Source organism: Fodinisporobacter ferrooxydans, from assembly GCF_022818495.1.
Lineage (GTDB): Bacteria > Bacillota > Bacilli > Tumebacillales > MYW30-H2 > Fodinisporobacter > Fodinisporobacter ferrooxydans.
In genome coordinates this window covers 2,110,663-2,122,735 of record NZ_CP089291.1, presented here as the reverse complement: position 1 = coordinate 2,122,735, position 12,073 = coordinate 2,110,663, and the positions used below count along the sequence as shown (strand labels likewise).

Here is a 12,073-nt window from a genome sequence, read left to right as displayed (position 1 = left end):
TATGCCAATCCGTATTGTGTGTATCTTTGTGCAACGCACTATACTGGTTTCATAGCCTCAAAAGGATTTTTGCATTCATTGCAATATAAAATGCTGCGGCATGCCGTGGGCCCAAACAGATTTTCCATTTTTGTATAAGGTGATCCGCAATAGGGACATTTTACTTCCCACTTGCCGCAGAAATGATGATTCCGTGGTGGTGCGGCGATTCCAAACTGTTTTAACTTTTCCCGTCCCTCATCGCTGATTCGATCGGATGACCATGCCGGTTCAAACACAAAGTTGACACGGACTTCTCTGACGCCATTTACGGTTTTCACTTTTTCAGCAATGTTGTTTTTTATGATTTGCAAAGCCGGACATCCTACGAAGGTGGGCAATACATCGATTGTGACAACACCATCTTCATTCCGGACATTGCCGATCATCCCCATTTCCACCATACTGATGGCGGGTATTTCAGGATCTTTCACTTCCTGTAGGCATTCCCAGATTGCCGTTTGTATCGATGTTTCCGTTTGTGTAGATGCTTCCATATACTGTTCCGCCATTTGGATTCCCTCCTTTACCATCCGGCTGTAGGATCCAGACGATATACCTCGGATAATGTGGCAACCGCCTCGGCAAGCTCCGCCGAATGCTGTCCATTGCGGCCATTCCATTCCGACACGTCAGGCTTGCCAATCCATGATATTTTGTAGTCATCAAAAGCTTTTTTTGCCCGCTCAATCCAACGTTGTGTCAACAAATCTTCCCCTTCAAGCAATCCAAATCCAACAATTTCAGAGGCTTTTGGACCAAGCAGAAATACGCCACCCACATCAGCCCATACTTTTTCTATGGCAATTGATAAGCGTTTACGCGCTTCCGCTGTGCTGTTCGCCAATTGGTTCATCCAAACTTGCAAATGATACAAATGGTATCGATGTTCTGTCAGAATTTTCTTTGAAACCTGAACCAATGGCAAGTACGAAGAATGGGTCAGGGATTCGAGCCGTACTTGTTTAAATAATCCGTAGAAAAACCAACGTACGATCGCATATGCCCAATCATAGTGCGGTTCCTCCATGTAATGCCCCGTTCCGTTTTTACGCTCTACCAGTACGGCGTTGCGAAAATCTGTCGCGGATCGGAGCTGTGAAAGATCGTCAGCCTTGCCTGCTCCTAATTGTTCCAACATGCCGTAAAACATCACCGCATGCCCCATCGTATCTTGCGACATGGATGAAAAAGCCACGTCTTCTTCGATATGCGGAGCAAGTCCCAACCATTCCGAACCTCGATACGCCAAAATAAAATCGTCATCCGCCAATTGAAACAATAATTCGTTTAACGCTTCCAAGTACTCCTGATCTTTTTTAGCCTCTACCGCATTCTCAAATTGTCTGATATTTGCCATGTCTGCATATCCCTCATTCCGTCCGCTTGTATTCGCTTTCAAATTGCTCCCGATAAAACTTCCATTTTGCCGCCAGATATCCGTATCCTTTTGTTTCCCGATACTCCTTGTTATCCAGCTTGTCTAAATATTTTCGTTCTTCCGGGGGCAATACGTAGATATCCTCTCTTTTTACGACCCACATATTCACGCAAGGTTCCCGTCGCAAAAAGTTTTCTCGCGCCATCGCCATTGCGACCTCATGATTCGGGGCCAATAAACTGAACTGGTGTTCAAAACTTGATTTGAACGTCTTTTGACTAAATACCTCATAAATATCAAATACTTGCTTTTCTTGTTCTTGCCCGTTCATTCTCTAACCCCCTCGCCTTAAATCGCCTTACGTTGATTCGCCAGTAATGCATCACGCACCCATTGCGCATCTTCGTATGAAATTTTTCTCAACTGCAGTCTTGCTGCAGAACGCGGTCCGTTACCCCTGACGATTTGTTTAAACTCTTCCCAGTCCGGCTGCCGATAGTTCCAACGGCTTTCTGCTTGATCGTAGTGAACCGTTTCATCCGGGAGTGTCAAACCAAGATGGAAAATCCGGGTGACATACTTGTCAAAAAATATTTGTCGCAATTCTTCATTCGTTTTGGTGCGAATTTTGTACTTCATGTTCAATTCTTGATTGCTGGAGATGGTTCCATTTTCCGGCGGACCAAAAAACATAAGCAACGCCGGCCACCAACGATTGATCGCTTCCTGGAGCATTTGCCGTTGCGCAGGTGTGCCCTCTGCAAGGCTTAAAATGATGCTCTCACCGTGCTGTGCATGGAATTTCTCTTCTTGGCAAATCCTGTGCAGAGCGCGTGCATAAGGAGCATAGGATGTGTCCAATGACATCGTTTGTGTAATAATTGCTGCACCATCCACCAACCAGCCGATGACACCGGCATCCGCCCATGTTGGTGCAGACATATGAAATACATTGTGAAACTTCAGCTTCCCGCTAAACAAATCAAGGATTAAGTCTTCACGAGTTTTCCCTAATGGCGCCAGCAAATCTTCAGCGACTCGCAACAACAGCTGACCGTGCCCCATCTCGTCTTGAACTTTGGCCATGATCGCCAATTTGCGCTGCAGCGTAGGAGCTTTCGGCACCCATTCCTTCTCCGGCAATGCCCCCATGATTTCACTGATTCCGTGCATTGCGATCAATTTGATCAATTGATTCCGATAATCATCCGGCATCCAGTCATCCGCTTCGATTTTTTGTCTGGATTCAATTTTCTCCATAAACTCCTCGTACTTTTCTCTCTCTTTTGTGTCAAGCAATTCCATTTGATCGATCATTTGTTTTCCTCCTCTCAATTTTCCCGTTACAAGCGATGCTTCATCTGCATTTTTAAATTTTATTATGTTATATAAATTATAGTATAACGTTTTTGTAACGTTATAATATCATATCGTTATATAACTCGCAATAAGAAATTAAAAAAGACTCCGGCAAACACACCTGTTATCGTAAACAAGGAGTTTGCGAAGCCTTTTGGATTCAAAACGATAAACAAATCGATCCTCAGGAGTTTACTTCATTCGCTTCTACAAGAGGACAAGGTTCGTATACAGAATCAAAGAAACGATTGGCACAAGGGTTCAACAGAGTATAATAATCCTGAAAAAGCTGGTCCGCATCGGCTGCCAGCCAAACATCCGGCAAAAGTTCCTTCGGAAAGTCAGGGTCGATAAACAAAAATTTGCGATATTCGTGAACCAGTTTTGTTTTCTCGACAAAGCAATAATTGTCCGGTATTTCCTGCCCATTTTGAATTTTCTGCAATATGTCTTCATACTGTGGTCGATAAATTTCAATAAATTCTTGATACGCCTGATTCATTTCATCTATGTTCCAGCATTTCTCAACCAAGTCCCCAGGATGACTCCACCCCAGATGCTGGCAGTTAAAAATTTCTACATAATCGGTTATTTCATAAGTAACCGTTATTTCTCTGACTCTATCAGCCAAATCGTTCGGACTGATCCAGGTACTCGTAGACAACATGCCGAACCCCATCCAGGACAATTCTTTGCGCAACTGATCCCTTAACTGTCTGCGTTCTTCAGGTATATTATAACTGACCATACACCAGGTTCCATTCCATACCTGTGAATCCTGTCTGTAAATTCTGGCAGCCGCTTCATCCAAACGCTTTTGTCCACGCGGAGACATCGCGTAATACCCGCGATTTCCTACTTTTCTGGAAACTAGCCACCCTTGTTTCAACATTCGTGAAATCGCTGCCCGCACCGCCTGTTCCGATAGTCCGAATTCCCCCATCAAACGGGTCAAACTGCCTACCCAAATCTCTCCGCCATAATGACGTACATACTCACCATATATCGTAAAGAGCATCGATTGTGGTTTCATGAAATTCAGCTCCAATACGCACTATTTTCCTGATCATTCAAATTACATGTAATTTACAGTCTTTATTAACCTATTACGCTTCATATGTGGCATTTACATAAGCATGACGAAAAATACTGCAAGCGTTTTATATTTGTCAGTTCTTCAAGTATAGAAGACAGAAAAGCTATCGTCAATAACAAAGCAGCCATGATGCCAGGTCGTGGCTGCTTTGTTATTGACGATCACCAAAAGCTCTTCGAACATGCCCGGTTGCATGCTTGATTTCATAACAGTCTCCTTACATCCGCTCAATAATCGTGGCAATGCCCTGGCCTACGCCAATGCACATCGTGGCTAAGCCATAGCGCGCCTTTCTACGCTCCATTTCATACAGCAATGTTGTAACGATTCGAGCGCCGCTACACCCAAGAGGATGTCCGATTGCAATCGCACCACCATTGACGTTTACCCGGTCAAACGGAATATTCAGTTCTTGCATGCATGCCAATGCCTGCGCAGCAAACGCTTCGTTGATTTCAAACAGGTCGATATCTTCAATTTTTAATCCCGCTTTTTTCAATACTTTGTGTGTTGCCGGAACAGGACCCATGCCCATAACAGATGGATCGACTCCAGCGACCGCAGAAGCTACGATCTTTGCTCTTGGCCGGAAACCTAATTGTAAAGCAGTGTCAAGTTCCATTACCAATAAAGCTGCAGCACCGTCATTGATCCCTGAAGAATTTCCAGCGGTAACCGTTCCACCCGGTTTGAACGCCGGCTTGAGTTTCCCCAACTGTTCGACAGTCGTTTGCGGCCGCGGATTTTCATCACTTTTAAAAACGGTAATTTCCCCTTTTTTCCCGGGAGTTTCTACAGACACGATTTCGTCTTCAAATTTATTTTCCGCTAATGCTAATGCATACTTCTGCTGGCTGGATAGAGCAAATTCATCTTGGGATTGGCGGCTGATTCCGTATTGTTCCGCCACATTTTCCGCAGTTTCGCCAAGACTGATGGGTGGGTACATGGCTGCCAACGTATCATTTACCAGTCTCCATCCGATTGTGGTATCAGACAATTGCCGGTTTCCACGCTGGTATGCCGTCTCCGGTTTCATCATGACAAGCGGGGAACGCGTCATGCTTTCCACTCCCCCCGCGATATATACCTGTCCGCTTCCGGCAGCAATGGCATGCGCACTCTGATTGACAGCCTCCAATCCGGAACCGCACAGCCGGTTTACCGTTACACCAGGAACTTCAACGGGCAAACCGGCAAGCAACGAAGACATTCTGGCCACGTTTCGATTATCTTCTCCAGCCTGATTCGCACACCCAACGATCACATCATCGATGAATCGCGAATCGATCGGATTTCTCTGTAACAATTTGTTGATGACAACCGCCCCTAAATCATCCGGCCGCACATCTTTCAAAGCTCCGCCGTAACGCCCAATTGCTGTACGCACAGCATCTACAATCACCGGCATCCCCATTGCAAAACACCTCCATAGTAAACTCCCAAAATCCCTGATCCCTTTTATAAGGCTTCGACCAATGTTGCCAAGCCTTGACCGCCTCCGATGCATAACGAAACGACTCCATATCGTTTGTTGCGGCGGCGAAGCTCATATAAAATCGTTCCAAACAAGCGTGCGCCACTACAGCCCAAAGGGTGACCCAGGGCGATCGCACCGCCGTTGACGTTCGTCTTATCCATCGACAAGCCAAGTTCACGAATACAAGCCAATGACTGGGAAGCAAACGCCTCGTTCAATTCAAACAAGTCAATATCTTCAATTGTCATGTCAGTTTCCTGTAGAAGCTTCCGAATCGCGACTACCGGCCCCATCCCCATAATCCTCGGGTCCACACCGGCACAAACAAAATGAACCATTCTTCCTAATGGTTGAATGTTAAATTGATTCAGTTTCTTTTCATTCATTAATACAACCGCTGCAGCACCGTCATTGATGCCTGACGAGTTAGCAGCCGTAACTGTTCCGTTTTTCCGGAAAGCAGGCTTTAGTTTTCCAATGGATGCAAGCGTTGTATTTTGGCGTGGATGTTCATCCGTAGTGAAATGAATCGGTTGTCCCTTTGGATTCGGAATTGCAACAGGAATGATTTCTTCCTTGAATAATCCATGATCAATGGCATTGACAGCTCTGCGGTGACTCTCAACAGCAAACAAATCCTGATCTTCGCGGCTGACTTGATATTGTTCCGCCACATTTTCCGCAGTATCTCCCATTGTTAAATCGCCATAAATCGATACAGGTGCAGAACGCGGTCCTCCGAATGATTCCATCAATGTTTGCGGACCTCTTTGATAGGGTTGAGAGAATTTTTCCAAGATATACGGTGAGCGAGTGAGATTTTCTACACCTCCCGCCAACATGACATCGGCGTGGCCTCCTTGGATCGATTGGGCAGCCAAATTGATTGCTTCCAGTCCAGATGCACAAACGCGATTCACAGTTAAACCCGGTACACTTTCCGGCAGCCCGGCTTTCAACAATCCTACTCTTGCGATATTAATAAAAGGGCCGGCTGAGATGACATTCCCCATAATGACACCATCAACTGCATCATCTGGAATTTGCGCACGCTCAATAGCGCCTCTCAATACAATCGATGATAATTCATCGATGGGAACATCTTTCAAACTTCCGCCGAGTTTGCCAATTGGCGTACGTATCGCGGAAGCAATATACACTTCTCTTTGTCGTATTTTCATTGAAATCAAACTCCCGGTTTTTCATATGTGTAAAACCCCTGGCCATTTCGGACACCTACCATCCCAGCCAATACTTTTTTCCGCAACAGAGGTGCAGGCCGGTAACGTTCTTCCGCCAGATTTTTATGAAGGCCTTGGACAATGGCATACACTTCATCCAGTCCAATACGATCCGCCCATTCGAGTGGTCCGTATGGATAATTCGTCCCCTTTTTCATGGCAATGTCGATATCGCCGGGCGTTGCCGTCCCTTCCATGACAGTAAATGCAGCTTCATTGATAATCAGTGAAAGGATTCTTGGAAAGACAAGTCCCGCCTCATCGTCAACGATTTCCACCTCTTTGCCGAGTGAGTGAATCAATGACTCCGCCATTTGGATGGTATCCCGGCTTGTCTGTAAAGCAGGAGCAATTTCAATCAGGTTTCGCTCTGACAATGGCACCAGCGTGCCAAACCCGCAAATTCGGTCGGGATACTTAGCCCATGATGCAATTTCTGTTGCAGTTATCGCGAGCGACGTGGAAAGAATCGGAATATGCGCAGGCAGCACTTGATCCAATTTTTGTATACCTGCTTTTTTCATTTGCAGATCCACATTTGTTACTTCAACAGCGAATCGTATACGATCTTTGTATATTTCGTAATATTTGTGATCAATGACTTGGTAGTTCCTGTCTTCCAACAGTTGTGCCAGTTCCTGATAGAGTGAGCCGTTTCCCGCCAACACTATTACATTATTTGTCATAGTCATAAAAGCCCTCACCCGTCTTCTTTCCAAGATTCCCCGCCTGCACCATCTGCTGTTGGATACGGCTTGGTTTAAATCGGCCTTCGTGAAAAAAGTGGGAATACACAGATTCAGTGACGGAAAAGTTCACGTCAATCCCAATCAAATCTTGCAATTCAAACGGTCCCATTTTGAATCCGCCTGCCTGTTTCATAATGCGATCGATTTGTTCTACGGAAGCCATGCGATCACTAAGGATTCGCAAAGCTTCATTATAATAGGGCCGGGCAACCCGGTTCACGATGAAACCTGGTGAATCACTGGCAAGAACCGGAATCTTCCCCAATTCTTTTGCGAATTGAAACACCTTTTCAACGTTTTTGCTGCTCGACTTTTTCCCGCTGATGACTTCAACAAGCGGCATCACAGGTGCCGGATTGAAGAAATGCAAGCCGATGATTCGTTCCGGATGCGGCAATCCGCCTGCAATTTCAGTAATGGAAAGGGAGGATGTATTTGTGCAGAGCAGCGCAGTATCACGGCAAACTTCCGTCAAAGAGCGAAAAATCGACTTTTTTAACTCAAGTCGTTCTGAAACTGCCTCGATTACGATGTCACAATCGCGCAGCAATTCCATTTCCTGCACAGGAAGCAGTTGCCGCAATGTTTCTTCTTTCTGTGTTTTCGTAAGTCTACCTTTCTCTACATCTCTTGATAGAGTGGATAAAAAATACTCTTGCGCCTTTTCCAAAACCACCGGATCGGCATCCAACAACAGTACTTGATAGCCCATTTTCGCGCAAACAAGGGCAATTCCAGCTCCCATCGTGCCGGCGCCAATTACACCAATCGGATCGTTCGCCAAACCGTTCCCTCCCGTCATAAAGTCATAGTTTCTTTCTTTGACTTAACATCTATCTGCCTTGAAAGACTGGTTTGCGTTTTTGAAAAAACGCTTCCACACCCTCTTTGTGGTCATCCGTGTTTCCGGCAATCTCTTGCGCAAACGCCTCATATTCCAATGTTTCTTGCAAACTCATTTGCAGCGATTTATACATCGTTCGCTTGATTAAGCCAATCCCTTTTGTAGGTAATTTAGCGAGCTTCCCGGCATATTCCAGCACTTCTGTGTCAAATTTCTCAGCCGAACATACGCGGTTGGCCAAGCCGATACGGTATGCCTCTTCCGCAGAAATCTTCTCACCGGTAAATGCCAATTCCAGTGCTTTCCCCAAGCCGATAATTCTGGGCAAAAAGTAACAGCCGCCAGAATCGGGAACCAATCCTATATTTACAAATGCGTTGACAAAAACTGCATGTTCCGAAACCAAACGGATATCACAAGCCAATGCCAGACTCATGCCCGCTCCTGCAGCAACACCATTTACTGCAGCGATGATTGGTTTCTCCGTCTTTTGTAATTGCAGAATCATCGGATTGTATCGTTCGCGCAAAAATGCTCCAAAATCTATGGGCCCCGCTTGCACTTCCCCCAAATCCTGCCCCGCGCTAAATGCTCTTCCCGTTCCCGTCAAGACCACACAGCGCACATTTGGATCTTTACCCGCCTTTTTTAGTGCATCGATCATTTCCTTAATCATTTGTTCTGTAAAAGCATTAAAAGTACCCGGCCGATTTAGCGCAATTGTGGCAATACCAGCAGAAACTTCAAATACGATAGCTTCGTACATACTCACATCTCCTATCGACCTGTGAATTTTGGTTTTCGTTTTTGCAAAAATGCATTCATGCCCTCCTCTTTATCTTCACTGGAAAATAAAAGGTAAAAGCAATTTCGTTCATAATCCAACCCTTCAGCCAATGAAGTATCGAAAGCCTTTAACACTGATTTTTTAATCAGACGCACAGCGACTGGCGGCTGCAGTGCGATTTGTTGCGCCATGCGCAACGCTTCTTTAAAATACATTTCAACAGGAACAACTTTATTGATCAGTCCAAACTTCAATGCTTCTTCAGCCGTAATGTGTTCACCCGTCAGCAACATTTCCATTGCCTTTACTTTCCCAACGGCTTTTGTCAATCGTTGCGTACCGCCGGCGCCAGGCATCACACCCAACTGAATTTCTGGTTGCCCGATGCGTGTGGTTTCGGAAGCGATGATCATATCACAATTCATCATGAGCTCACAGCCGCCTCCCAGTACAAATCCGCTTACAGCAGCTATGATCGGTTTCGAAATCTTGGCGATCCGATCCCAAACTACAAACTGATCCTTTAATAACATGGGGATGGCTTCTTCACCGGCCATTTCCGATATATCAGCGCCGGCAGCAAACGCTTTCTCGTTTCCTGTCAAAATGATGACACGGATCGAATCATCTGTCTCTATTCGTTCCAGTTCAGTCACAAGCTCATACACTAGCTGGAGATTTAAGGCATTCAATACTTCCGGACGATGCAAAGTTACAATCCCGATCCTATCTTGAACCAAAACTTTTATATAGTGATAGGACATTCCATTTCCCCTCTCTCCGGCAGATCCATCTGATTCATATTCCAGTTGCTTGTTTCATCCAGTTGTCTTTTTTCGATACAATGACGCCGTTACTTTATTTATGACGATTATCTACGATTCGAACTGCTTTGCTGTCACTGCGAGGAATCGTATATGGTTTATGGATCCGGAGAATAACCGATACGCCCAGTGCGTTCTTAATTTCATGTGATATTTTTCTCAGTAAAATAGCCACATCTTTTGTGTCCTCCAGGCGTTCCGCATATTCCAACCGTCGCAAAAATTCGGGCGTGATTTCACAATGAATTTCAAAGCGGTCAAGCGCACCGTTCCGTTCAATGACTACTTGATAAGAAGGCGCAAGTTCCCGAAAGCTCAATAAAACGTTTTCAATTTCCGTCGGGAAAACATTGACGCCGCGAATGATTAACATATCATCTACCCGACCCTTAATCCGCGACATCCGAATCATAGTTCGACCACATTTGCATGGTTCCGGATTCAATGCAGCGATATCTCCTGTACGATAGCGTATCACCGGAAACGCTTCTTTTGTTAAAGACGTAAAAACCAATTCACCTTCTTGACCATACGGAAGAACTTCACCTGTTTTGGGGTCGATAATTTCCGCCAGAAAATGGTCTTCAGCAATATGCAGGCCATTCTGTGCTTCATGACATTCAATCGAAACACCCGGCCCCATAACTTCGCTTAAACCGTAAATATCGATTGCCTTGATATCAAACTCTTCTTCCAACTGTGCCCGCAATTCTTCCGACCATGGTTCTGCACCGAATATACCGTACTCCATACTTGTTGTACGGGGATCCATTCCCATCTTCCGCATTTCTTCTGCGATGTTTAAAATATAAGATGGGGTACCCGCAATTCCTCGCGGTTGAAAATCTTGGATTAACGTAATTTGCCTCGATGTGTTTCCACCGGAAACCGGAACTGCAATCGCACCCAAATGCTCAATACCATAATGTAAACCGAGTCCACCTGTAAACAACCCATATCCATATGCATTATGAAAAATATCCCCAGGTTGGCCACCCGCACAACAGATCGCTCTGGCAACGATCTCCGCCCAGTTTTCGATATCTTTTTTTGTATATCCCACAACCGTCGGTTTTCCTTTGGTTCCGGATGAACCGTGAATTCGTACGATTTTGCTTTTATCTACAGCGAATAATCCGAATGGATAATTTTCACGGAGATCCGACTTTTTCATTGTAGGAAGTCTTTTTAAATCTTCCAGAGACTGAACATCATCTGGACGGATCCCTGCATCGTCAAATGCTTTTTTATGAAACGAAACATTCTCATACGCTCCTTTCACTACATGTTTTAATCGTTCCAATTGGATCTTGCTAAGTTCTTCTCGCTGCATTGTCTCCATTTCAACATCGAATATCATAGTACCCCATCCAATCTTTTTTAATTTTGGAATCGCTTTCAAACTACTGAACCAGATGGAACAAATGATCCAAAACCTTTATAAAAAATCTTTTCTTAAAAATATTATCTTTTATATTACATATATTATATATAACGTATTAAAAACGCAATATTATATTAATGTCATTCGCCTTTAAAAACTGGTGCCCGCTTTTCCCTGAACGCTTCCAATGCTTCCAAACGATCTTTTGTCGGAATGATTACTTCATACGCATTCACTTCAAGATCCATCCCGGTTTACAAATCTGCATTGGCTCCACAATCTATCGCCCGGTCTGTTCAAAAACAATGGATTCTTGCTCCATATCCTCACCTCAAATATGCAAATTTTTATCTGTGTTCCGATTATTACTTAATATTGGCTGATTCCTTACTACAATGAGTCAGTCTGATTTCTTGACTCGAGCATACGTCCCTGTAGCAATCGCGACAAGTTCGCCATGATCCGTTGTCACTTGCGCTTCCATGATAATCAATGTTCCGCCTCGCTTGATAACCTTCGACTCTGCGAACAAAACACTTCCCTTGGCAGGTGAAAGATAATTCATTTTATTTTCGACAGTTACACATTGCTGCAAGCCATTTATTGGTGGAGCCGCCCCATGTCCCATGACTACATCCGCTAATGCACTGGTAACACCGCCATGAACCATACCTTCGATACTATTCATTAATTCAGGCCGAATCCTTATCATAGCTTTGCAACCGAATTCATCCAAGCCAAGAAATTCAATACCCAAATAATCATTAAATCGATTTACAATTTCATTTTTTTCAATCATTTTATTTGTCATGGATATCCCCCATATGAAAAGAACAGAAAGGAGGTCCTTTCCATTCCTGTTTTTCATGTTGCAGTTTTTGGCTCACAT

General features: G+C 44.6%; 14 protein-coding genes and 1 pseudogene. All 15 read right to left on the bottom strand.

Features of this window, described 5'->3' with window-relative positions; all coding sequences use genetic code 11:
• Window positions 1–38 precede the first annotated feature (38 nt).
• Window positions 39–551, bottom strand: a complete 513-nt coding sequence (gene paaD / locus LSG31_RS10245; protein ID WP_347439160.1) for a 1,2-phenylacetyl-CoA epoxidase subunit PaaD — start codon at window positions 549–551, stop codon at window positions 39–41.
• A gap of 14 nt (window positions 552–565) precedes the next feature.
• Window positions 566–1,399: a 1,2-phenylacetyl-CoA epoxidase subunit PaaC gene (paaC, locus tag LSG31_RS10240; RefSeq protein ID WP_347439159.1), complete on the bottom strand. Its 834-nt coding sequence runs from the start codon at window positions 1,397–1,399 to the stop codon at window positions 566–568.
• Between the two features lie 13 nt (window positions 1,400–1,412).
• Entirely contained in the window at window positions 1,413–1,751 is a 339-nt protein-coding gene (gene paaB / locus LSG31_RS10235) for a 1,2-phenylacetyl-CoA epoxidase subunit PaaB (RefSeq protein WP_347439158.1), read from the bottom strand.
• Window positions 1,752–1,768: 17 nt separating this feature from the next.
• Window positions 1,769–2,737: a 1,2-phenylacetyl-CoA epoxidase subunit PaaA gene (gene paaA, locus LSG31_RS10230; protein WP_347439157.1), complete on the bottom strand. Its 969-nt coding sequence runs from the start codon at window positions 2,735–2,737 to the stop codon at window positions 1,769–1,771.
• Between the two features lie 226 nt (window positions 2,738–2,963).
• On the bottom strand, window positions 2,964–3,812 hold the full coding sequence (paaX, locus tag LSG31_RS10225) for a phenylacetic acid degradation operon negative regulatory protein PaaX (protein ID WP_347439156.1): 849 nt from the start codon (window positions 3,810–3,812) through the stop codon (window positions 2,964–2,966).
• Window positions 3,813–3,956: 144 nt separating this feature from the next.
• Window positions 3,957–4,082 (bottom strand): hypothetical protein, encoded by a 126-nt coding sequence (locus LSG31_RS10220; protein ID WP_347439155.1) that lies wholly within the window; start codon window positions 4,080–4,082, stop codon window positions 3,957–3,959.
• Window positions 4,083–4,092: 10 nt separating this feature from the next.
• Complete coding sequence (locus LSG31_RS10215) at window positions 4,093–5,292, bottom strand: thiolase family protein (protein ID WP_347439154.1); 1,200 nt, start codon at window positions 5,290–5,292, stop codon at window positions 4,093–4,095.
• 44 nt (window positions 5,293–5,336) lie between these two features.
• The gene (locus tag LSG31_RS10210) at window positions 5,337–6,536 is read right to left on the bottom strand and encodes a thiolase family protein (protein ID WP_347439153.1); all 1,200 of its coding nucleotides are present in this window, start codon (window positions 6,534–6,536) and stop codon (window positions 5,337–5,339) included.
• A gap of 5 nt (window positions 6,537–6,541) precedes the next feature.
• Window positions 6,542–7,288, bottom strand: a complete 747-nt coding sequence (locus LSG31_RS10205) for a 3-hydroxyacyl-CoA dehydrogenase family protein (protein WP_347439152.1) — start codon at window positions 7,286–7,288, stop codon at window positions 6,542–6,544.
• Window positions 7,272–8,129 carry a 3-hydroxyacyl-CoA dehydrogenase NAD-binding domain-containing protein gene (locus LSG31_RS10200; protein ID WP_347439151.1) on the bottom strand — a complete coding sequence of 286 codons (858 nt, stop codon included), beginning with the start codon at window positions 8,127–8,129 and terminating at the stop codon, window positions 7,272–7,274. Before LSG31_RS10200 ends, LSG31_RS10205 begins: the two co-directional genes overlap by 17 nt.
• A gap of 49 nt (window positions 8,130–8,178) precedes the next feature.
• On the bottom strand, window positions 8,179–8,955 hold the full coding sequence (locus LSG31_RS10195) for an enoyl-CoA hydratase-related protein (RefSeq protein WP_347439150.1): 777 nt from the start codon (window positions 8,953–8,955) through the stop codon (window positions 8,179–8,181).
• Between the two features lie 11 nt (window positions 8,956–8,966).
• Window positions 8,967–9,740: an enoyl-CoA hydratase-related protein gene (locus LSG31_RS10190; protein ID WP_347439149.1), complete on the bottom strand. Its 774-nt coding sequence runs from the start codon at window positions 9,738–9,740 to the stop codon at window positions 8,967–8,969.
• 94 nt (window positions 9,741–9,834) lie between these two features.
• Window positions 9,835–11,160, bottom strand: coding sequence for a phenylacetate--CoA ligase family protein (locus LSG31_RS10185; RefSeq protein WP_347439148.1), 1,326 nt, complete (start codon window positions 11,158–11,160; stop codon window positions 9,835–9,837).
• 164 nt (window positions 11,161–11,324) lie between these two features.
• Window positions 11,325–11,471, bottom strand: a pseudogene (locus LSG31_RS10180) (enoyl-CoA hydratase); the annotation flags it as partial.
• 113 nt (window positions 11,472–11,584) lie between these two features.
• Window positions 11,585–11,995, bottom strand: coding sequence for a PaaI family thioesterase (locus tag LSG31_RS10175; protein ID WP_347439147.1), 411 nt, complete (start codon window positions 11,993–11,995; stop codon window positions 11,585–11,587).
• Between the last annotated feature and the right edge of the window lie 78 nt (window positions 11,996–12,073).

Bases quoted from the DNA above. Each gene is read 5' to 3' on its own strand.
- LSG31_RS10185 (WP_347439148.1), bottom strand. From the start codon at position 11,160: ATGATATTCGATGTTGAAATGGAGACAATGCAGCGAGAAGAACTTAGC.
- paaA (WP_347439157.1), bottom strand. From the start codon at position 2,737: ATGATCGATCAAATGGAATTGCTTGACACAAAAGAGAGAGAAAAGTAC.
- paaB (WP_347439158.1), bottom strand. From the start codon at position 1,751: ATGAACGGGCAAGAACAAGAAAAGCAAGTATTTGATATTTATGAGGTA.
- paaC (WP_347439159.1), bottom strand. From the start codon at position 1,399: ATGGCAAATATCAGACAATTTGAGAATGCGGTAGAGGCTAAAAAAGAT.
- LSG31_RS10175 (WP_347439147.1), bottom strand. From the start codon at position 11,995: ATGACAAATAAAATGATTGAAAAAAATGAAATTGTAAATCGATTTAAT.
- paaX (WP_347439156.1), bottom strand. From the start codon at position 3,812: ATGAAACCACAATCGATGCTCTTTACGATATATGGTGAGTATGTACGT.
- LSG31_RS10215 (WP_347439154.1), bottom strand. From the start codon at position 5,292: ATGGGGATGCCGGTGATTGTAGATGCTGTGCGTACAGCAATTGGGCGT.
- LSG31_RS10205 (WP_347439152.1), bottom strand. From the start codon at position 7,288: ATGACTATGACAAATAATGTAATAGTGTTGGCGGGAAACGGCTCACTC.
- LSG31_RS10220 (WP_347439155.1), bottom strand. From the start codon at position 4,082: ATGAAATCAAGCATGCAACCGGGCATGTTCGAAGAGCTTTTGGTGATC.
- LSG31_RS10190 (WP_347439149.1), bottom strand. From the start codon at position 9,740: ATGTCCTATCACTATATAAAAGTTTTGGTTCAAGATAGGATCGGGATT.
- paaD (WP_347439160.1), bottom strand. From the start codon at position 551: ATGGCGGAACAGTATATGGAAGCATCTACACAAACGGAAACATCGATA.
- LSG31_RS10210 (WP_347439153.1), bottom strand. From the start codon at position 6,536: ATGAAAATACGACAAAGAGAAGTGTATATTGCTTCCGCGATACGTACG.
- LSG31_RS10195 (WP_347439150.1), bottom strand. From the start codon at position 8,955: ATGTACGAAGCTATCGTATTTGAAGTTTCTGCTGGTATTGCCACAATT.